This is a genomic window from Streptomyces sp. Y2F8-2 (assembly GCF_014905555.1).
In the GTDB taxonomy this organism is placed as follows: Bacteria; Actinomycetota; Actinomycetes; order Streptomycetales; family Streptomycetaceae; genus Streptomyces; species Streptomyces cynarae.
The window spans coordinates 97,560-118,719 of sequence record NZ_BNGS01000015.1 but is presented as its reverse complement, the minus strand read 5'-3'; the positions used below and the strand labels follow the sequence as shown (position 1 = coordinate 118,719).

Here is a 21,160-nt window from a genome sequence, read left to right as displayed (position 1 = left end):
AAGCCCGGGGACACGGCGTTCACGCGCCGGTGGCCTCCTTCTCCGGAATGGCCGCCTGGCGCGGCGCCCGTGGGCTTCCACCCCACTGACGTGTTCCCGAGGTTGGACGTCATCCGACCCTGCGCCGTTGCGCGACCCCCTGCCCCGTTGGCGGCTGCCATGCGCAGGGGGTGTGCGGGCGGCCGCCACGTGGTGGGCGCGTCACGCTCCGCCCGCCGACTGGCGGCTCACTCCCCCGTCGTCAGGCGGCGGGCGGCGCGGTCGGCGGTGCGCCGGCGTCCGGCGACCTGCGCGGGCATCAGCGGGGCGTGTTCCGCGAGGGTCTCCGGGAAGGACGAGGTGACGGGGTCCGGGCTGGTGCGGGCGTATCCGGTCAGTTGCCGGCGCAGGGCGGGTCGGGACGCAGGAACGCGCCGGCGAAACGCGGCGGGATGGTGTCGGCGGGCACGAGTGTGGGCCGGAGCGCGTCGCGGAAGGCACCCTCTCGCCCGGCCACACGCCGAGGGCGCCACCCGGGGCGTTCCGATGGACGGAAGCCACTCAGCGCAGGACGGCCGCCAGCAGGTCGGCGCCCAGCGCCGTCACATCGGGCAGCTTGAGGGTGTAACGGACGTAACGGCCGTGCCGCCGGGCCGTGAGCAGGCCCGCGCGGCGCAGGACGGCGAGGTGGCGGGACACCTCCGGGGGTGAGAGTTCCCAGAAGTGGGCCAGCTCGCCGGTGGTGTGCGGGCCGCGGGCCAGGGTGCGCAGCAGCCGCAGCCGTACCGGATGCGCGAGCGCCTCCAGCCGGAGGGTGACCGTCTCCAGAGAAACCGGCTCCGACGGACTCGGCTCGGCGACGGGGTACTGCACCACCGGATGCCACCCGGGCGCGTGGACCGCCACCAGGTGCGGGCGGCCGAAGACGCTGGGGATGAAGGTGACCCCGGCGCCACGGGCTGCGGTCGCCTTGTCCTGCACCTTGTCCACGACGATGCAGTCGCCGTCCGGTGCCAGGGTGACCGCGCCGGAGACCGACGCGAGTGCCGCCCCGATGCCGTGCCGCCTGAGTAGTTCGTTCTTCAGGCGCAGATCGGTGGCGAGCTGCACCGCGACGTCCGCCCAGGCGGCGTCGAAGAAGGCCTCGGCGCATTCCTCTAGGGTGTGGCGCACCCGCGCCCGGACCGCGGCCGAGTCCGCGAGCAGCCGTTCCGCGAAGGCCTCGTGCAGCGCACCGCGAGCCTGAGCCACCTCCAGGGCCCGCTCACGCGCGGCTGCATCGGTGAGAGGCGACCTCCCGGGGAAATGGACCCGATTGCTGCCGCACGTGGTGACGAGCCCAGCGGTCACATACGTCTCGTCGTCAATCCGGTCCACGTCGTCCAGTTCCTCGGCGAGGGTCGACCTGGGCCGCGAGGGGATCAGGAAGTCGGCCTGCGAGGAACGCCACAGGAACTCCGCCTCCCTGAGCCGCTCGGCCAGCTCCGGCCGCAGCCCGGCCCAGACGTCCGCGGCCCAGTTCGCGAACTGCGGGTGGTGACCGGGTTCGGCCAGCACGTGGAGCATCGCGGTCAGCTCGGCCAGCGGGGAGGCGGCGAAGCGCACTCGCTCGGACGGCAGACTGCTGATGTCGATCCTCAGCGTCATCCCCTCATCATCACCGACCGGAGGGGCGGCGTCGGCGCCGATTGACGATGTGCGTCAACCGACGTGCCCCGCCCCGGCGGCCGAACGCACCGTCTGACGCCATGGCAACCATCACCAGGATCCAGCCCCGCGCCCTCGTCCGCGCCTCCGGAGGCCCCCGATATGCCGTCGCGCTGGCCGTGGACGCGCTCGGCACGGGCCTGCTGCGGCCCTTTCTGCTGCTGTACGGCGTGACGGTACTGAGGCTGTCGGGGCCGGCCACCGGCATCGCCATGACGGCCGGTGTCGTCGCAGGTCTGGTCTGTACGCCTGCGGTGGGCCGGTGGCTGGACCGGGGCGCCCGCAGTGCGGTCGTGGCGGCATCGATGCTGGTGCGGGTGCTGGGCGTGGCGCTGCTGCCGGCCACCCCGGCGGGGCACGCCGGACTGTTCGCGGCGGCGGCGCTCTTCCTCGGCATCGGCAACCAGGCATGGCCGGCCGCCCATGCGGCCGTCGTGGCCACGGTCGCCCATGGTCGGGAACGCGACGCCGCGCTCGCGGGAGGCCGCGCCCTGCGCAACGCCGCCCTGGGCGCGGGCGCCCTCCTCGCCACCGCGTGCCTGGCGGGCGGCACCACCGCACTGCGGGCGCTGGCAGCCGTCACCGGACTCGCCTATCTCATCGCAGCGGCCCTGACGTGGTCGGTCCGCCTGCACGCACATCCGGCCGCCACCCCGGCCGACGACGGAGGCAGGGCGCCCGCACCCCGGAAGTTCGCGCTACTTGCCGCCAATGTGGTCTACGCGTTCTGCCTCAACGTCCCGGAGATCGCGATTCCTCTGGTCCTGGTCACGCAGTTGCACGCGTCCCCGGTGTGGTCAGCAGCCGTCTTCGTGGCCAACACGGTGCTGGTCGTCGCCCTGCAGGTACCGGTCACCGTCCTCATGTCCCGCTTCTCGCGGCGGTCCGTGCTGGCCCTTTCCGGCGTGGTCCTGGCCGCGTCCTACCTCGGCTTCCTCGCGGCCACCTCACTGGGACCCGGCTGGGGTACCCCGGCCATCGCCACGGTATCCGTGGTCTGCACCATCGGAGAGATCATTTACGCCGGCAGCGCCACCGCGCTCGTCACCGCGCTCGCCCCGGCCCATGTCCTGGGGCGCACTCTGGCCCGGTTCCAGCTCTCCACGGGCTTCGGCCTCGCCGTCTCCCCTGCGGTCATCACCGCTCTCGCACCGCTCGGCCCGGCCGCCCTCTGGGGCAGCCTCGCGGCCGCGACGCTCCTCTCCGCCTCCGCCGTCGCCATCGAGAAGAATCGGGGAACGCGGGGCAGCGGTTGCTGCCGCCGTGCGCCGGCAGGCTTGTGAGCTCATGGGCCTGCCGGCTCAGGCGGGCCCGGTCGCTCCAGCCCGCCACGATCTGCCCCGCTGCCCTCGCCCTCGGCGGTCGGCAGCCGTCCGGCCAGCACGGCGAGCAGTTGCTCAGTCACTGATTCCGGCATCCTCTTCCGAGTAGCTCAACCCGATGACGCGCGCATACAGGTCGGCGAACTCCTCACTGCGCTGCAAAGCCGCACGCCGGTCCAAAGGCACCTCGCTGTCTGCCTCCCGGGCATCGGCTTCCATGCCTTCGAAGTCGACGGTTGCGAGTTCATGGCCATCGGGAAGTTCCTCCCGCGCCATATCCCCGTGCGCATCTGCCAATTCGTCGGCACGTTCGAAGGCTTGGGCGAGCGCCTCTGTTTCCTCCGGTGCGAGAAGGAAGTCGAACACTTCGGTGGCGAACAGCAGGTGATCCGTGATTTCCGCTTCGAAAGGCGGACCGTCCGGATCACATGCCTCCAGTGCCTCGCCGAGCACGACCCGAAGGCCCGCAAGGTCTGTGGCTTCTCCCCGAAGCACTGCACGAGCGGCTGAGGTGGCGTCTGCCAGCGCGTCCCGGGCCAGCCCGAACCACTGCTGGAACTTGGGATCGGTGTGCCAGCTGCAGTACCTGACAAGCAGCAGTGCTGCCATGGTCTGCTTGCCTGCCTCGTCCAGCCGTGCCACGCGTGTCATGTAGTCCTGTGTTTCGCTCATGACCTGAACATCCTCTCGCCCAGCTGATCCTTGACCGCCCGAGGGACGTAACGTCGGTTCGAGGCAACGACGGTCTTGGGTCGCGCCGCTGGGCACTTGTTGACTGGAGCTGCTGCCCATGGAGGAGCGGAGCCTCAGCTGTTCTGGACGCGCCGGGCCGCAGCCACGAGCTCGGCAGGCAGCGCGGGACCAGCACAAGCGTGATCAATCAGCAGGTCCCGGTACGAGTCGTTCGGCAGATTCGGCGCCAGTTCGATGAGTTCGCTGAGATCGGCACGCGAGCCGGTCAGTCGTGCACGGTAGGCAGCCCCGGCCGCGCGAAGTGAGAGCTCAGCCGGCTCGTACCTCATCCCGTGCTCGATCAGCCAGACCGCAGAGGTGAAATCGCCCTGCTCAGCACGCACATCGGCCAGGTCGAGATAGAGCGACCAGTTGGCCGGTTCCAGGGCAAGAGCGCGCTCGAACGCCGCCACGGTCTGCTGAAGATCACCCAGCTTGCGCCACGTGCCCGCTCGCACAACTTCCGTCAGCATGATCCGCTCAACGGAGTCCGCCTGGTCGCAGAGGGCAGACGACGCATCGGTGAGACCGCATGCCCGCAGCAAGATCGCCATCTTGGCCAAGGCCTCCGGCAACGGCTGGCGGGCAGAGACCACGTCGATGGCTTCGAACCAGGGGTGAAATCGTTCCCGCATGCTTTCGGTGTCCAGATCATGGCCATAGTCCATCGTCCGCATTGCGGCCTCGGCCAGGGCATCGGCACTCACCACACCGAGAAATCGTTCATCGCTGAACCAGGGGGCTTTGGCCCAGGCGATGTCGGGTCGCACACCCGTGACCGATCCGATCGACAGCGCCGCGCCGTCCATGTCGTCCTGAAGGAAGCTGATGTATGACTGCGCCAGTACCGTCCTCAAGGAGTCGGCCCCCTGAACGACCTCGGCCAGCTCCGACGGCTTGTCGCTCCACAACTCGGCAAGAACCGCATAGGGTTCAGGGTTCTCAGGTCCGGAGGCGATGGCGCCCGCCAGATAGTGCACGGCTGCTGATGGGCTGCCCCCGCAGTGCGCCATCACCCGCGCGAGACCTACTCCAGCTGCTACCGCCCGATTCGACATCGTCCGAGGGTACCCCTGGTCAGGCCTCTGTCGGCCGTCCCCCATCGCTCCCTGGACACGATGCCATGATCTTGTTGTGGCAGGAGTGATTGCGGCGTCGGAACCGTCCTGGATAGCCCCGTTCACCGGGCTGAGCCCACGGCAGTTCCGCAAGCTGATCACCGCGCTGCGGCGTGAGGGCGCGGACCCGGTCCACAAGGGCCGGCCCTGGGGGCCGCAGTTGGAGGACCGGGGTCGAGATCCTGCGCGACTGCCGACTCAAGGGTGAAGGTGTACACCACACCATGAGCGGCATCGCCCACCTGCACAACCTCGCCCTCGCCGGACAGCCGAGGGTGCCGCACGGCAACCGACCTGATCCATGCCCATTCGAAGACCGGTTACGGGACGAGCCTAAGTAGTCCCCCGGCCAGGAACTCTCGGAGTTCGTTGTCCCACTGCTCCACCGTCTTCGCCGACTGTCCCGTCAGTACCGGCCTGATTCGCAGACGGTTGACCGACATCATGCTTTCAAGTTTGGGTAGCGGCCGAACCACCGAAGCGAACGCTGCCCTGCGCACACCTCACACGCACAGAGCAGCTGGCGCACAGAAAGCCGTCCGTCAGGAGACGACATCACCATCGCTCGATCAAGTCCAGCAGCAAAACGCTGCCGAGTACCAAGCGGTACTAACGGACGTCGCGAAGCCATGCCTTGATCGAGTTGCGGTAAGTCATCGAATCCTCCCCGCTCTTGAACCTGATCTCGAATGAGTCGCCAGGATCAAGCCTTGCCTCATCTCCAAAAACGAGGTTGGCCAGGTCGGCATGCCCAAGGCTTTCAAATGACAGCCAACTAGCGTACCCCTCTGGTGCAGCGATCCCATGACGGTCAAATTCGAGTGCCACAGTAAGCGCGGATGCCATCACTTCAGCGACACGCGGATTGTCATCCCGATGGTACGACGAGATGAGGAGGGCGGCATCGGCAGCAGCAGCGACGGCCGCCCCGGCGGGATTGTCCAGCGAAATCGCCTTCCCCTTGAGCCGCTCCAGCAGGGGGATGGACTCCAACTGGAATCCGGCTTCTTCACCCTGGCCAGCGGCCTCACGCCAAGCGGATTCGACCACCTGCACAGCGGCAAAGGAATCCTCCTGACTGGAGAGTTTTTCAAAAAAGACGGACAGCACAGAATTCACACGAGTGGCTACCGCCACGGAGAACCAGCGCTCGGCGCGGGCCCGCATAGGGGCCAATGTTTGGTCAGGCATAGGCGTACCGTCCAACCGTGCATGAGCGAACAATGTGAGGCAGTTGTGCACGAGGACCGGTGCGGTCCCGGCCTCCGCATAGTACGTGTGGAAGCCAGGCCGTTCCTGCCTGCGTTTTCGCAGGTGAAGGAGGAATAGACGGTCCGTCGGCGTCTGTAGATGTGCGCTGCAGTACGTCCCAGTTGCCGTCACCGTTGCCGTCAACAGCCGCGCCTGTTGTGCGGATTGCCGACCGGCCTACCGGCACACGACTGACCGGAGCGGGTAGGTCCCTCCTCGGGCGGGCAGCTTCGCCGGACCAGGGTTCTCCAGGGGCCGCCAAGGCTCACACCGTGACGCTTGCGCCCGGCCTTGGCGGCCCCTGGAGGTTCCTGGTACGCCTCCGGGGCCCGGCCGAGGAGGGGGGCCCACCCGCGGCAGCCACTCATCCCCGCGCTACGACGCACCCGCGCACGACCGCCGGCCTCCTCCCCCTCCGAGAGAGGGCCGGGGTGTGGGGCAGAGCCCCACACCTGTTCTCGGGTTGGCGTGCGTTGCCGGCTGTGGCGCCCGTGCGGGCTGCGGGCCGGAGCGGGACGGAGGCAGGAGCGGCGGCGCACAGGCCGAGCGGGCGCCGCGCCGCGCGGATGCGCGGCGCCTTGAATCCGACTGACACACCACGCAAAAAACGCGCGAGCCCCCACCACGAACCACAGGTGGGGGCTCTTGGCAGCCACTGGCGTTGCCGTCAAGACGCCCAGAACCTTGGCCTAGAGATCGACCAAGTTCAGTGCCTCTGCCGGTACGGCTTGGGCATCGCGCCGAGGTTCACTGGTCGGAGAGGGACCCCCAAGGGTCATCCTCTACACCTTCATCGGCGATTTCAAAGGGCTTCCATTCAATGCACGTCGGAATACTTCCTCCGGAGTGCAAGAACTCCTTAACCGCCTCTCGAACGAGAACGACTGGAATCTCCGAATTATCTGGAAACTCAGTCCAATGCCCGGCGACATGGTATGCGACACCGCTGCGAGAGCCAGGGGCGCCCACTGAAGCGATATGTCCGGCCTCGGGCGCCGTTAGAGCTAGCGCACCCACATTGAGATCCTTGCTGACTCCGACATACAGCTCGTGATCCGGGAATCCCGCCGACATTCGCGATCGAGCCCTTGACACGATATGTACTGCGTCATGGAGTGCCGGCCCCGTCAATAGAGCATCAATGAGGCGATCTACGTCACCCGACGTAGAAAGCAGAACGGGGTTCTGCATGTCGGTGCGACGATAACGGGCCTCTAGCCGATTGTCGGTCACCGTCGCATGCATCCCTTCTGCAGAGACAGAATCGCTCATCGAATTATCGAATTTGGATCACGCCGCGACCGGCGCCCGTCATGAAGCTGTCTGACGAATCCTCGACGGCCGTGAACAATAGGGGCCCCAGTGGGACTCCTAGTCACTTCACTTATTGACGATACCAAACACACAGGGCCGTCGCCTCAGTGACGTCGGCCCTGTGTCTCCCTCGATCTTCGACAGAGGTGGATCTCTATCCGACAATGCGCGCGTAGATCTCGTCATATTGGTCCGGAGACATGGCCAACCGACCATCTCCGTCCACGGAAAAAGCTCCGCTGTCGAAGCAGTGGTTGAAGAACGTCACCATCTGCTCGATCGTCGAGAACTCGACCTCCGTCGGTTCCCCGATCAAAACCCCGACAACCGCTGCCTCTTCTCCAGGAGTCCAGACGGCAGCATAGAGATCGCCACCTGCACTACCGAGAAGGGGCACCCAGTGGTCCCCCAACACCGGATCACCGCTGTAGGAGGCCATCATACGAGCGCCTTCTTCGATGGAAAGGGGGTTGTACCCCGGAATCGCGTTGACATCGTCCTGGAGTTGGCCTTCCACGCTGGCAATGCCGTTACACCAGCGGAACCAGCTCGCAACAGAATCCGGAACAGGCTCGCCGAGGACCGATGAGACGTGATCCATGTCCACCCCCGGCAACATCCATGCGACGACCGGCCTGCCCAACCTGTCAAGATGGGCAGTCAATCGCTCGAGTTCGACATCCAGCATCTTCGCGAAATCCTTACTTGGTCCGCACGTAGTACGGGTCTCCGTCGTTGACTCCGTTATCGCGGAGGAACGGCCACAGAGACTCTCGTCCATGCGTCGTGTTCTGAGTGCGATTGATCAGCCTCAGGGTCGCACCAGAACCCCCTTGGGTTGTCGAGGCGAACGGATACTCCTCCCAAGACAACGCACCACCATTGGCATCGGTACCCAGGCTACTGGGACGCGGCTGTCCCGCTTGCGCGGCATTACGGTTCGCCCTGATCTTAGCCCTGCCCGCCATACGGTTCACGATCGGACTCTCACCATTTCCGATCGCATTATCGAAATTGTCAGCCACATCAGGGAACCTTGCTGTGTCAATCTCGTGGACCGGCATAACGGTAGTCTCGCCAGCGGAATCAACGGCGAATATTCGCGGAGCCCCGCACCCGCACGGCTTCCCGGCTGCGTTGTAACCACTGCCGCAGTTGTGTACCAGGACCGGCGTGTCCCCGGCCTCCACATAGTACGTGTGGAGGGTTCCGATGGTCAGGTCGTAGGTCGTGGTGTTCGCGTGGTACAGGCGGACACCGGTGACCTCGGCCGTGCCGGTTGGCGTCTGGAGGACGTCGCCGGGCTTGAGGTCCTTCGCGTCGACGAAGGCCGACTGGGTCTCGTCGTAGAACGGGTGGTGGAAGGTCGTCGTCAGGTGAGCCACCTGCGTGGCCTTCGCGCCCTCATCGGTCTTGACCGCAGCCTCGGAGGACACCTTGCTGACCGCCGCCACCGACGCCGTAGCCGACTGATGCGCATCACCGTGGCCGTGGCCGGCCGAGAGCGCGCCCAGGATCGCAGCCGACGCCGCCAGGCCGAACGCCGCCTTGCGGGCCGCCTTCTTGGCCACGGACTTGGCCGCCGCCTTGGCACCGGCCTTCGCGGACCGCTTGATCGTCACGTCCACGAAGTCGTGGTCGGTGTGCGTCACGATCACATCGGTGACCTTGTGCGCTTCGGTGCCCGCAGCGCCCGGGACCGAGTTGGCGATGGTGTCGCCGACCTTGATCTGGTCGATCGCCTTGGTCGTGCCGTCGGCCATCAGCACTCGGGTGGACCCCGTGAAGCTGTGCGGGATCGGGCAGCTGCGACCGGACTCCTCGCCGGCACCGCCCGCATCGTCGGAATGCGACTGAGCCGAAGTCCCGGCCTCCTCCGCTTCCGCAGCGGATGCCGCTCCGTCCGTGGCATCAGCCGCCGCTGATTCGCCGGCGTCCGTCACGCCCTTGCCGAACAGGCCGCCGACGACCTTCATCGCCTTCGGGGCCGCCTTGGCCAGCAGGGAACCGCCGATCTTGCCGAGGATGCCGCCGGCCGCGCCGGCCACGGCGCCCGTGACCGCCGAGCCCGCGAACGCGCCGACGCTGCAGTCTCCCCCGCCGTTCTCCGCGCACTTGAAGCCCTGTTCGACCAGCGAGCCGGCCGCGCCCGCGGCGGCCGCGCAGCCGATGGAGCCGACGCCGCCGGTGATCGCCTCACAGCCGGCGAACACCGCAGTGGAGACCACGAAGGAGGTGATCGCCGCGGCGTGGTGCTTGACGAACTTCGCCGCCGTCTTCACGGCCTTGACGGTGGCGTGATAGGCCGTCCTGGCCGCGTGGGCGACCGCGTGTGCGGCCTTCTTCACGGCGTGGACGATCTTCTTCGCCGCCTTCTTCACCGCGTGCACCACACGGTGCACCACATGCGAGATCTTGTGGTAGGCGGAGTGAACCGCATGGACCACTCGGTGATAGATGCGTCTGACGTGCCTGGCCGCGTAGTGGTAGACGCGCCGGACCACTCGCACGGTGGCGCGGTACACGTCCCGCACCCGGTGCGCGATCTTGTGCGCCGCGTGCTTGACCGCGTGGACCACCTTGCGGGCCACGTGCTTGATCGCGTGGTAGGCCTTGTGGACCGCGTGCTTGACGGCGTGCGCCACGTGGTGGGCGACCTTCTTGGCCCCGCACACCACGTCGTACCAGGAGCAGTGACCCGAGTCGTCCGTACCCGCCAGCGGGTTGTCGTCGACGTAGGCGAACGGGTTCGCCGCCACCGAGTTCGGCACCGGGTCCAGCGAGACGCTGTCCTTGTTCAGGAACTGGCCCGTACCCGGGTTGTACCAGCGTGACGCCGTACCGACGTCACCCGTGCCGGGCTCCGTCCAGCCGGACTGGAAGCCCAGGTGGCCGGTCACCGTGTTGGTCGGCGAGACCACCTTGCCGAGCGGGTCGTACGACACCGAGCCGGCCAGCGAGGTGGCACCCGAGGTGAAGGTGCCGACCACGTCGTTGTGCTGGTCCGTCAGGGCCAGGACACCGCTGCCGCCCGTCGGCTTGATGCCGACGATGCCGCCCGCCGGGTCGTAGCTGTAGGTGTAGTCACCGTCCGAGGCGATCGTGTTGTCCGCGCCGGAGTAGGCGAAGGTCCGGGTGGTACCGGTACTCGTGTCGCGGTCGGAGACGTTCCGGCCGAGCGCGTCCAGCGTGTACGACTGCTCACCGGCGACGATCTGGCCGCCGAAGGCATCCGTCTTGTACGCCATCGTGCCGGAGGCCGACGACTCCTGCGTCATCGTGCCGCGCGCCGAGTAGTCGTAGCTGTGCACGCCGTCCGAGGTGAGCTCGTCCCGCTCGTCGTACGTGTAGACGTTCGAGCCGTTGCGGATGCGGTTGCCCGAGGCGTCGTACGCGTACTGCGTGGTCGTCGTGCCGTTGTTCCACGACGTCAGGCGGTTGGCCCAGTCGTAGGTGTAGGTGTTCGACGACGCACCCGACACGCCCGTCGTCGTCTTCGACGTCAGGTTGCCGTTGTTGTCGTAGCCGTAGGCGAAGCTCGCCAGGGTCGTTGCGCCCTGCACCAGGGTGTCGCTGGTCAGCTCGTGGGCGCTGTTGTAGCCGAAGGTGCGGGTCTGCCCCGTCGATCCGTACTTGATCGTCTTCAGCTGGTTCAGGTTGTCGTAGCTGTACGTCAGTTGGGCGCCCGTCGCGGCGTCGTTCAGGGACGACAGGCGGCCGGCCGTGTCATAGCCGTACGTCGTCGTGCCCGCCGCGTCCGTGCGGGACGTCATCTGGGCGTCGTTGTTGTAGGCGAAGCTGGACGAGCCGCCCGTGCCCGACGCCGTCAGCACATTGCTGCGGTCGTCGTAGGTGAACTGCTCGTGGGTGGCCGCCTGGTGGTCCACCGCTGTGGAGATGCCCGCCTCGTCGGTGTCCGCGGACAGTACCCGGCCGTCGGCGTCGTAGGTGAAGTGCCGTGTCGCGGAGGCCGCGTCGGCGCCCTGGCCGGACATCGACTGCAGCTGACCCAGCGAGTCGTACGTCATCGACGTGGTCACGCCACCCGGCAGCGTCACGTTGGTGAGCTGGCCGTCCGCGTCGTAGGCGAAGGTCGTCGTCGAGTCGGCCGCCGAGGTGTACTTGGCGGTGGTCGGCTCGATCACCTTCTCCTGCTGGCCCCACGGCGTGTACGTGTACCGCCAGGAGTTGCCACGGCCGTCCGTGAAGCGCGTGCGGTTGCCCGCGGCGTCGTAGCCGAACGTCGTGGTGATCGACGTGGAGGCGTCGACCGGCTGGGTCTCCTGCGTGACGGTACCGGCCGCGTCGTAGGTGAAGTGGCTGGTGTGGCCGTTGGCGTCGGTGGAGGCGATCAGGTTGCCGACACCGTCGTACTGCTGGTCGGTCTCCCAGAGCTTCGTGCCACCGGCGTCGTACTGCTTCGTCACCACCGGGTCGGCGGAGGCGTTGAAGTCCGTCTCGGTGTACGTGCCGTCGGCGAGGATCGTCTTCTGACGATTGCCCATGAAGTCGTACGTGTAGCGGGTGGTGTTGCCCGCGCCGTCCGTGACCGAGGTGACGTCACCGGTCCGGTTGTAGCCGTACGACGTGGTCACACCGCCCGGCGACGTCGTCGAGGCCAGGTGCGCTCCGAAGGGGTTGCCGGACGTGACCGCGTAGGAGTTCGTGGTCGTCAGCGTCTTCGTCGACGGGTAGCGCTCCAGCGTCGACTGCGTCAGCTGCCGGCCCAGGAAGTCGTACGTGGCCTGGGTCTGCGCGCCGGTCGGATCCGTCGCGGACAGCCGATCGCCGTCCGCGTCGTACGTCGCGTGCGTCTTCGTCCCGTCCGGTGCGGTCGTCTGGGCGACGTTGCCCATCTGGTCGTACAGGTAGGAGGTGGTCTTGCCGCCCGGCGTGGTGACGGAGGTCTGGTTGCCCTCGCTGTCGTACGTGTACACGGTGGTACCCGCGTTGGCCGTCGAGCCGCCCGCCGGGGTGTACGGCGGCAGGGTCTCGGAGACCTTGTTGCCCTCTGCGTCGTACGCCGTGGTGGTGACCAGGCCGTTCGGGTCCTGCTCCTCGACGGCCTCACCGAAGGTGTTGAAGCCGCTGGTGGTGACCGGGCGCACGGTGGAGGCCGTGGTGCCGTCCGGCTCCGCCTGGACGGCGGGCGCGGTGGTGACCGCGAGGTTGCCCGCCTCGTCGTAGGAGTAGTTGGTGGTGTGCTGCTCGGCGTCCGTCATGGACGTCGGCAGGCCCCTCTTGTCGTAGGTGTACTTGGTGGTCTGCGCGTCGGAGGAGCCGACCGTGCCGCCGGTGCGCCCCTTGCCGTACAGCGAGGAGACCTCGGAGGCCGACAGTGCGCGCTGATAGACCTGCACGTTCGAGACGGAAGCGGGCAGCGCGTCGTCGGCGGCGCCGGCCCACTTGTCCTGGCCGATCGTGAGCGGGCCGGTGGCCGCCCAGGGCGTGGTGTTGGTGCCGCCCGAGCCGGACTGGGCGCCGTTGACGTACAGCTTCATCGCGCCGGTGGTGGAGTCGTACACACCGACCAGGTGCGTCCAGGTGTTGCTCGTCGGCGCGCCGGAGGAGTACGCCGCCGGGAACGTCGGGCTGGCCGCGTCCTTGCTCGTGTCGACGAGGCCCCACAGCGGCGCGTTGGTGTGCGTGTAGTTGTACTGCAGCATGAACGCGCTGTTCGTGCTACCGGTCTGCGCGACCACCGCCGCGTTGTGCGTCGGCAGCGAGCTCATCTTCACCCACGCCGAGACGGTGTACGACGTGGTGGTGTCCAGGACCGGACCGTTGGTGGCGATCCCCGTGGAGGTCGTGCCGTCGAAGGTCGCGGCGCTGTCGCTCCACGTGACGCCCGTGGCCTGACCGGTGTTGCCCGTGCCGGAGGCGTCCGTGACGGACGTGCCGGACGACTGGTCGAGCTTCCACCAGCCCGCCGGGTGACCGGAGGCGTCCCCGTACAGCGTCTCGCTGAGCAGGTTCCCCATGTCGTCGTAGGTGTTGGTGGTGGTGCGGTCGTAGCCCGAGGCGTCGTGGTCGTTCTCGGTGGCGACCTGGTCGTCCGGCGTGTACGACACGGTGGTCACCCGGTCGACACCGGTCGGGTCGTCCTCGGTTGAGGTGGTCCGGGAGGCGGCGTCGACCGTGTACTTGGTGACGTTCTCGCCGTTGTCCGTGGTCTGGGAGAGCAGGTTGCCGGCCGCGTCATAGGTGTCCGACTCGAGCACGTAGGTGCTCTGGCCGTCGGCGCTGGTCCGCTTCACCGTCGAGGTCAGGCCGTCGTCGGTGTAGGTGTACGACGTGGTGTTGCCCATCGCGTCGGTGACCGACGCCAGGCGCCCGGCCGGGTCGTAGGCCCGGGAGGACTCCACGAGCAGGGTCGGCGTCTGCGGGTTGACCGGGTCACCCTTGTACATGAGGCCCTGGGTGAGCAGGTTGCCCTCGGCGTCGTAGGTGTACTGGGTCTCGTTGCCGGCGCTGGTGACCTCCTTGGTCCTGTTGCCGGACGAGTCGTAGGTGTACGTCGTCGTGTTGCCGTAGGACGCTCCTGCGGCCACATTGGCGTCTGACTCGGTCGCCACGTGGTCGTACTGGTCGTAGGTCCACGTCTGGGTGCGGGAGCGGTCGCCGCCGCTGGCGTCGGCCACGGTCTGCGAGGTGGTGTTGCCGTCCTCGTCGTAGACCGTGCTGGTCACGGCGGCGTGTGTGGCGCCGGTGACGCGGTCGGTGAGCTGCGGGTCGTCCTCTTCGGTCACCTGCCCGGCCGCGTCGTACTTGTAGGTGGTGGTCAGGCCGCTGGGGTAGGTGTCGGAGACGACCTTCTGGGTGGTGACCTGGCCCAGGCCGTCGTAGGTGTACTGGGTGACCAGGCCGATGGCGTCGGTGGTGGAGGCCACGTCGCCGTTCTTGAAGTACGAGACCTGGTTGACGGCGCCACCGGGGCTGATGGTCTTCACCGGCAGGCCCGCGGGCACCACGCCGCCGTCGGCGGACGGGTAGGCGCTGGTGCCGTCGCTGTAGACGGTCGTCGTGGTACGGCCGTTCGGGAAGCCCGGGACGGCTGGACCGGTGATCGCGGTCTGGTTGCCGGCCGAGTCGTAGGTGTACGACGTCAGGTAGGTGTTGTCGGTCGCGGACGAGGAACGGCCGTCACGTTCGGTCAGCAGCTGGTCGTTCCGCGGGTCGGCGGTGGTCAGCTGGGCCGTGGTGTCGTCCGGGTAGTACGTGTAGTACTCGGTGTTGCACTTGTTCGCGGCCTGGTCCTGGCAGGACGTCGAGGAGACGATGTTGCCGCGGACATCGTGACCCGTGACGGTCATCGAACCGTTGGGGTCGGTCACGGTGTGCTCGAAGCCGGCCGTGTCGTAGCCGAAGCTCGTCTTGTTGCCCAGTGCGTCGGTCTCGGTCAGCGCGCGGTTGCCGTGCGTGACGTCGTAGGTGTAGGTGAGCGTCGCGTTGGTCGGCGTGGTCACCGTCACCGTCTTCACCGGCAGCAGGCCGGAAGAGTTCTGCGCCGCCTGGAAGTGGGCGTCCACGTCGTCGGAGGACAGCTGCGAGCGGTAGAACGCCGCCTCGGCGATGGAGCCCTTGAAGTAGGTGGCGTAGCCGGTGTTGCTGGTCGAGCTGTTGTGCGCCTCGTCCGGCCAGTTGCCGCCGAGGAAGCCCGCGCCGACGTAGGTGTAGTTCTGACCGCTCATGGCGGCGGTGCCGGTCTGGGTGCCGACCAGGTTGCCGTCCAGGTACAGGGACTGGCTGGTGGCGGACGTGGAGAGGGCCACGTGGTGCCACTTGTTGTCGGTCACCGCGGACGCGGACCCGATCGGCTTGGTGGAGCCGCCGGCGAAGTAGAACTCGCCGTACAGCTTGCCGCTGCTGCCCACGTAGAGGATGGGCGTGTACGACGTGGGGGTGGTGCCGCCCGTCAACGGGTCCTTCGAGGCGGCGAACAGCACACCGTTGGCTGTCGAGGTCTTGAACCACATGTCGACCGACTCGGCACCCGAACCCGGCACGGTGCCGCTGGGCAGCGCCACATCGGAGCTGGTGCCGTTGAACGACGCCGTGGTGTGGTCGCTGAACACACCGCTCGCGCCGAGCGTCACCGCGTTGTACGTGCCCTGGCCACCGTGCACTTCGTCGAGTGCCGTCGAGGCTCCCGCGGACTCACCGAAGCGGTAGTACTGGTTGGGGGCACCGCCCAGCACCGCCCCCCGGTAGGTGTTGCTGGAACCGGCGATGGTCGGCGGGTTGAGCTTCCAGACGCCGCCGTTCTCGTCGGTCAGCTGGGTGACACGGGCGGCGTTGGTGTCGTAGGTGATGCCGGCGAACGCCTTGCCCGACGGACGGGTGACGGACGTCAGCAGCGGCGACGCCTTGGTGGCCGCGGTGTGGATCCGGGCGACCTGGTCGGCGGTCAGCGCGCCCGGGTAGAACGCGGCGTCCGCGATGGTGCCGTTGAAGTAGGTCGGGTAGCCGGTGTCGTCCGTGGTCGAGTAGTGCGGCTCGTCCGGCCAGGTGCCGCCGAGGAAGCCGGCGCCGATGTAGGTGTGGTTCTGCAGCGCGCTGTGGTAGCCGTTGCTGTAGGAGATCATGCCGGACAGCGAGCCGACCTTGGCACCGTCGAGGTACAGGGTCTGGCTGGAGCCGGCGCCCGAGAGGACCACCTCGTGCCAGGCGCCGTCGTTGACGGCGGCGGTGCTGACGATCGGCTGGACGGCGTTGCTGTTCCAGAATTCCGCGTTCAGCTTGCCGTCGCTGCCGACGTAGATGCCCGGGGTGTACTGGGCCTGGGTCATGCTGCTGCTGATCGGCAGCGTGGAGTAGGAGAACAGCACACCCGGAGCCGTCGTGGTCTTGAACCACATCGACAGGGTCAGCTGGGTGGAGCTGGAGGCCAGGCTCGGCGGCAGCTCGAGGTAGGAGGAGGAGCCGTTGAACTGGGCCGCCGTCGCGGTGGACCCGGCCAGCGGGCCGGTCTGGCCCAGCGTGACGTTGTTGTACGTCGCGTTGTCCGTGCCCTCGCTGTCACCCACCGAGCTGGCCGCGACGGTGCCGCTGGACTCGTTGAGCTGCCAGAGCGAGGACGCGCCGGCGTTCTCCACCTCGGTGCGGAACTGCGAGCCGTTGGTGTAGCCGTACGCCGTGCACTTGGTGGTGGACAGCGGCGAGCAGACCTGGGTCAGCTTGTCGCCGGTGTAGCCGTACGTCCAGGTCTGGGCGCTGCTGCCGTCGTTCGGGTTGACCGGGTCGGTGACCACGGTGGCCACGTGCGCGGAGGTCGCGCCGCTGGGCGTGGACCAGGTGAGGTTCAGGGAGCGGCCGGAGACCGCGGACTTCATCTTGGTGACGTGACCGGAGGTCCAGGTGAAGTCGACCGAACGGTTGTTGGCGTCCTTCACGGACGTGATGCCGTACACACCCGTGCCCAGGGACTGGGTGAAGGTGTAGACGGTGTCGTCCTTGTCGGTCAGCGTGTAGCCGGTCGGCGAGGTCACCGACCGCAGCATCGCGAACCGGCCGGAGGGCGCGGAGAACGTACCGTCGGAGTTCTTGCCGAACCCGACCTCGGAGCCGTCCGGGTAGGTCGTCACGACACCCGTCAGGGTGCCGCTCGCGTTCTTCTGCTCGGTGACCTTGGCGTCGAAGATGCTCGACCAGCCGGCGCCGAAGGCTCCCGAGGTGCGGAAGTCACGGGAGTTGTAGTCCCGCTCGACGTCGAGGCTGGGGCCGACGGTCGAGACGGAGGCGTCCGTGTCGGACGTCGTGTAGTTGCCGATCGTCGCGTCGTAGCCGTGGTCGCTGCTGTTCTGCGACAGCTCCGAGGTGATGAACGGCTGCGGCACATCGGTGGTCAGCGCCGACGTCGGGGACACGGTCGAGTACTTGGTGCCGTCGTAGGCCTGGGCGGTCCAGCTGTACGTCGTGTTCCAGGTCAGCTTGCCCGCCGGAACGGTCCAGTTGGGGGTCGTCACCCAGCCGGAGTCCACGACCAGCGTGCCCGCGGAGTTGTAGACCTTGAAGTCGTACTTCTGCGCGACCGGGTTCTGCTGGAAGTCCGCGAACGCCTGCAGTTCGGGTGTGACCGTGGAGACCGAGGAGTTGTTCGCAGGGAAGGTCGCCTCGACCATCGGCGCGATGTCACCGGTGTAGTCGTACACGATGTACGGCTCGTCGCCCGGGTTGGCCATCGAGGCGAACTGCTTCCAGTGCAGGTTGTCCGTGGTCGTGGCGTAGATCGCCAGACCGTAGTCCGCGCTGGTGCCGCTGGCCCACTTCTGGATGGACGCCGTGTCCAGCGGCACCGTCACCCAGTCACCGCCGGTCACACTGCTGGTGGTGTTCGCGCACGCGTGGGGCACCGAGGGCGTCACGCTGCCGATCGACGCGCCGTGCGCAGGACCGGGGTACGTCATGGCGTCCGTGGGGTCCCACGCCGACGACACCTGCGCGACGTTGAACGACTCGGGGGTGCACGTCGACGCCCAGATGTCGTACAGGTGCAGGTTCGCCGAGACCATGGTCACGCCGGAGCCGTCGAAGCTGGTCCGCCAGTCCTGCACGAACGAGACCGCGGAGTGCGTACCGGAGTCGTAGGAGCCGACCTTCATGGTCTGCTCCTGCGAACGGTCCACCGGCGAGTAGCCCGACTCCGCGTACGTGGTGTGGACGTAGTCCCACACCGAGGTGTCCGGGTCCACCGTCACCGGGAACTGACGGGCCTTGGCGTGCAGCCAGGCGCTGTCGAGGGTCATCCGGAGCGCCGGCTTGCCGTGCTCGGTGATCAGCTCGTAGGTCACCGCGTGCGTGGTGGCGCGCTCGCCGGAGACCTTGTTGATCTTCGAGTCGAACGCGTACGCCGACGGGATCGACGCCACGCCCTTGCCCTGGGCGTCGCGCAGGTCCACCCCGCCGGACTTGTTGAGCTCGGCCGTCAGGCCCTTCAGTTGAAGGGGGAAGACCCAGGAGTTGGCGGCCGCCGCCGAGTGGAGCACCAGTTCCTGGCGCATACCGACGGACGTCGAGGTCAGCTGCAGGTCGGTGTCGGGGAGGACCTTCGGGTAGGAGACCGTCGATCCCTTGGCCGTGCCGGCGACCGATGCGGCGCCGTCGAGCCCGAACGCGATGCTGTTGCCGTCCTTGTCGAACGACGCGAGCTTCTGGTCAGAGGCCTTCGGAGCGAACGCGACGTCCATGGCGTTGGACTTCTCGTCGAAGCGGCCGTCGGAGCCGCGGGCGACGTCCGTGTCGATCTGCTGCCAGTCGCCCTTGGAGTCCTTGTAGTTCAGCGGGAACGGCGAAACCTTCCGGCTGAACGAGCCGTCGGCGTTGCGGTAGTACGTCGAGTGCGCCGTCGATTTGGCGGCCACGCGCTGGCTCGTCCGGGCGTTGAAGCCGCGGAACGAGGCGCTCGTGCCCGCCTTCACCGTGGGCCGGTGCGCCTGGTAGGCGGCCAGCTCGCCGCGGCCCTTGCCCGGCTTGTGGCCCGCGCCACGGTGCGCCTCGGTCGCGGCGGCCGACACGTGGTGGCGCCGGCCGGCCGCGGTGCCGGACTGCTGGTGCGGCAGCTTGCCCCAGTTCGGGTCGGTGAACCACGACGCCAGCGAGGACAGGCTGAGGCTGGGCAGCTGGATCCGGCCCAGTTCCATGCCTTCGGCGAGGGCCTGATCGGTGGTCAGCATCAGCGCCAGCGCGGTGAGCACCAGCACGGCTATGGAACGCCGCGCTCTACGGGCACGACGTGCGGGCCGCGCGGCGCGCTGGGGGCGTAGACGGCGGCTGGGCGGCCACAGAGGCACGGCTAGGACTCCAGTTGTTAAGAGCGACATAAAAACGCTCTGATCTTGCCTTCCGTGAACGACCCGTGGACGGTTTCAAGAGCTGATCTTGTGCAGGGCTTGACTGATCCTTGCCGAACCTGACCGATTTGCTGTTCGGCGCCCCTTCGCAACTTGTAAACCGCTTTGCCTGACCGTCACACATCCTGGATCTCTTCTTCATGCGTCGGTGACCCATGTGAAGTGTGCGGTTCCGTCTCTGCGGCCCCGTCTGGTCAGGCCGGTCCAGGGCGGGCCCCTCTGCCGGCGAGGCGCCGACTGTCATGGAGGCCGGGCGATGGAGTCGTTGGCAGCACCGGCGCGGGCGTGGACCCGCGGTCACGGGTCATCCGGCAGCCCGTCGGAGCGCAGCGGTGCGCGTACACGCTACGAACGGCAGGCCGACCTCCACCTCGGGCTGCTCCAACTCGCGTGCGGCATCATCTGCCTGCGTCGCCTCCGCACCTCAGGTTGAAGAAGGCGTCAGCATGGTCGACGCCGAGGGCCAGCCGAGCACCGTCAGTTCGGGCCACCGCTGTCGCCAGCGAGCCGTCTTGGCCTCGTACACCTCGCGCGGGGCAAGCACCGGATTGGGGCGCACGACGAGGTTGAACACGTCGGAGAGCCCGTGCGGCGCATAGACGCGCCATCGCCCGCCCCACTCCAGGCGCACGCCCAGGCAGCACGTGGTCGCCGCGAAACTGTCGATGGCCGCCTCAGTGGACGCATGGGGAGCGCATGCGACGCCGAGCTTCTGCTCGTACCAGAGATGGACGCGTGCCTCGTTGCGGACCTCGACCTCCGCCGGCAGCCCGGCGAAGGCTTCGCCGACGGCCCTGATCACTGCGTCCTCCGCCTCCCACGACAGGTCGCGGTCGTCGAAGTAGAAGACGTCGTAGTCCTTGATGCCGCTGCCGGGGTGCCTGTCCGTGACCACGTTCCAGACTGTCTGAAACAGGCAACCCCCCGTCACGTACCAGCCGGGCAGCTCCAGCGTCGCCGCGCGGTTCAGCACCTCCAGCAGCACCTCGTTGCTGGACAGCACGGACGTGAGGACAGCGAGCTGCTCATCGAGCGGGAGGCGACCGATCACCGCTCATGCCTACCACGCGGCAGGCCGACGATGCCTACGGACTGCGCGTCCGCATGGTTCGTCAGTTACATGGCCGGCTGGCCACAGAGGCACGGCCCAGCATCAGCCGGGCGACGGCCTGCTGCGCAGCCCGCCAAAGGTTTTTTTGGAAAATCCTCGTCCGATGGCGATGAGTTCCGTCGGGGTGCCCCGTCTGACACTGTGAAGCAACCACGAGTGACGGAGGAACCTTAGATGCGTACCCTGATCAGCACTGCCTTCATCTCTCTCGACGGCGTCGTGGAGGCTCCGGGCGGCGAGCCCGGTTACCGGAACTCCGGGTGGACCTTCAAGAACGTCGACTTCCTCGCCGAGGCGTTCGACATCAAGGGCCGGGAGCAGAAGGAAGCCACGGCGATGTTGATGGGCCGGGTCAGCTACGAGGCGTTCAGCCCGGTATGGCCGGACATGGAGGAGTTCGCCGATTACAAGGTGATGCCGAAGTACGTTGTTTCCACCACGCTCACCGAGGACGACCTGGTGTCGAACTGGGGCGAGACCACGATCCTGCGCTCGCTCGACGAGGTCGCCACGCTGAAGGAGACCGAGGGCGGCCCGATCATCGTCCACGGCAGCGCCGCCCTGAACCAGAGCCTTTCGGACGCCGGCCTGATCGACCGCTACCACCTGCTCGTCTTCCCGCTCCTGCTCGGCGCGGGCAAGCGTCTGTTCAGCGCTACGGACAAGGACGCCCAGAAGCTGAAGCTGGTCGAGCACGAGGCGTACGCCAACGGGCTGCAGAAGAACGTATTCGACGTCGTCCGCTGACAAGGCTCCCACACCCGCCCTGCCGTCGCG

10 protein-coding genes and 3 pseudogenes are annotated in these 21,160 nt (G+C 67.5%); 5 read left to right on the top strand and 8 right to left on the bottom strand.

What is annotated here, in order from left to right; all coding sequences use genetic code 11:
* Nucleotides 1-540: 540 nt before the first annotated feature.
* Nucleotides 541-1,626, bottom strand: coding sequence for a DUF5937 family protein (locus tag SY2F82_RS36665; RefSeq protein WP_200423421.1), 1,086 nt, complete (start codon nt 1,624-1,626; stop codon nt 541-543).
* Between the two features lie 101 nt (nt 1,627-1,727).
* Here SY2F82_RS36665 and SY2F82_RS36660 point away from each other — a divergent pair, with 101 nt between their 5' ends.
* The gene (locus SY2F82_RS36660) at nt 1,728-2,969 is read left to right on the top strand and encodes an MFS transporter (protein ID WP_200423420.1); all 1,242 of its coding nucleotides are present in this window, start codon (nt 1,728-1,730) and stop codon (nt 2,967-2,969) included.
* Between the two features lie 114 nt (nt 2,970-3,083).
* Here the strand turns inward: SY2F82_RS36660 and SY2F82_RS36655 are convergent, their stop codons facing one another.
* Nucleotides 3,084-3,680: a hypothetical protein gene (locus SY2F82_RS36655; RefSeq protein ID WP_200423419.1), complete on the bottom strand. Its 597-nt coding sequence runs from the start codon at nt 3,678-3,680 to the stop codon at nt 3,084-3,086.
* A 134-nt stretch (nt 3,681-3,814) separates the two neighbouring features.
* Nucleotides 3,815-4,720, bottom strand: a complete 906-nt coding sequence (locus SY2F82_RS36650; protein WP_200423418.1) for a tetratricopeptide repeat protein — start codon at nt 4,718-4,720, stop codon at nt 3,815-3,817.
* A gap of 154 nt (nt 4,721-4,874) precedes the next feature.
* Here SY2F82_RS36650 and SY2F82_RS36645 point away from each other — a divergent pair.
* A pseudogene (locus SY2F82_RS36645) lies at nt 4,875-5,030 on the top strand (IS5/IS1182 family transposase); the annotation flags it as partial.
* Nucleotides 4,975-5,124: pseudogene (locus SY2F82_RS39995) on the top strand (IS5/IS1182 family transposase); the annotation flags it as partial. The pseudogenes SY2F82_RS36645 and SY2F82_RS39995, both read left to right, overlap by 56 nt.
* Before the next feature lie 343 nt (nt 5,125-5,467).
* Here SY2F82_RS39995 and SY2F82_RS36640 read toward each other — a convergent pair.
* From SY2F82_RS36640 to SY2F82_RS36625, 4 genes are all read right to left on the bottom strand, one after another.
* Nucleotides 5,468-6,049, bottom strand: coding sequence for a hypothetical protein (locus tag SY2F82_RS36640; RefSeq protein WP_200423417.1), 582 nt, complete (start codon nt 6,047-6,049; stop codon nt 5,468-5,470).
* An 807-nt stretch (nt 6,050-6,856) separates the two neighbouring features.
* Complete coding sequence (locus tag SY2F82_RS39990) at nt 6,857-7,300, bottom strand: Imm1 family immunity protein (protein ID WP_374707239.1); 444 nt, start codon at nt 7,298-7,300, stop codon at nt 6,857-6,859.
* Nucleotides 7,301-7,577: 277 nt separating this feature from the next.
* On the bottom strand, nt 7,578-8,111 hold the full coding sequence (locus SY2F82_RS36630; RefSeq protein ID WP_200423415.1) for an SMI1/KNR4 family protein: 534 nt from the start codon (nt 8,109-8,111) through the stop codon (nt 7,578-7,580).
* Nucleotides 8,112-8,124: 13 nt separating this feature from the next.
* On the bottom strand, nt 8,125-19,122 hold the full coding sequence (locus SY2F82_RS36625) for a LamG-like jellyroll fold domain-containing protein (protein ID WP_200423414.1): 10,998 nt from the start codon (nt 19,120-19,122) through the stop codon (nt 8,125-8,127).
* Between the two features lie 487 nt (nt 19,123-19,609).
* Between SY2F82_RS36625 and SY2F82_RS36620 the strand changes: the two are divergent.
* A pseudogene (locus SY2F82_RS36620) lies at nt 19,610-19,705 on the top strand (IS5/IS1182 family transposase); the annotation flags it as partial.
* Here the strand turns inward: SY2F82_RS36620 and SY2F82_RS36615 are convergent.
* Entirely contained in the window at nt 19,697-20,323 is a 627-nt protein-coding gene (locus tag SY2F82_RS36615) for a nucleotidyltransferase family protein (protein ID WP_200423413.1), read from the bottom strand. The pseudogene SY2F82_RS36620 and the gene SY2F82_RS36615 sit on opposite strands and share 9 nt — an antisense overlap.
* 234 nt (nt 20,324-20,557) lie before the next feature.
* On the opposite strand from SY2F82_RS36615, the gene SY2F82_RS36610 reads away from it, so the two are divergent.
* Nucleotides 20,558-21,130 carry a dihydrofolate reductase family protein gene (locus SY2F82_RS36610; protein WP_200423412.1) on the top strand — a complete coding sequence of 191 codons (573 nt, stop codon included), beginning with the start codon at nt 20,558-20,560 and terminating at the stop codon, nt 21,128-21,130.
* Nucleotides 21,131-21,160 lie beyond the last annotated feature (30 nt).

Coding starts and splice junctions, on each gene's coding strand:
- SY2F82_RS36630 (WP_200423415.1), bottom strand. CDS start 8,111: ATGCTGGATGTCGAACTCGAGCGATTGACTGCCCATCTTGACAGGTTG.
- SY2F82_RS36655 (WP_200423419.1), bottom strand. CDS start 3,680: ATGAGCGAAACACAGGACTACATGACACGCGTGGCACGGCTGGACGAG.
- SY2F82_RS39990 (WP_374707239.1), bottom strand. CDS start 7,300: ATGCAGAACCCCGTTCTGCTTTCTACGTCGGGTGACGTAGATCGCCTC.
- SY2F82_RS36640 (WP_200423417.1), bottom strand. CDS start 6,049: ATGCCTGACCAAACATTGGCCCCTATGCGGGCCCGCGCCGAGCGCTGG.
- SY2F82_RS36610 (WP_200423412.1), top strand. CDS start 20,558: ATGCGTACCCTGATCAGCACTGCCTTCATCTCTCTCGACGGCGTCGTG.
- SY2F82_RS36660 (WP_200423420.1), top strand. CDS start 1,728: ATGGCAACCATCACCAGGATCCAGCCCCGCGCCCTCGTCCGCGCCTCC.
- SY2F82_RS36665 (WP_200423421.1), bottom strand. CDS start 1,626: ATGACGCTGAGGATCGACATCAGCAGTCTGCCGTCCGAGCGAGTGCGC.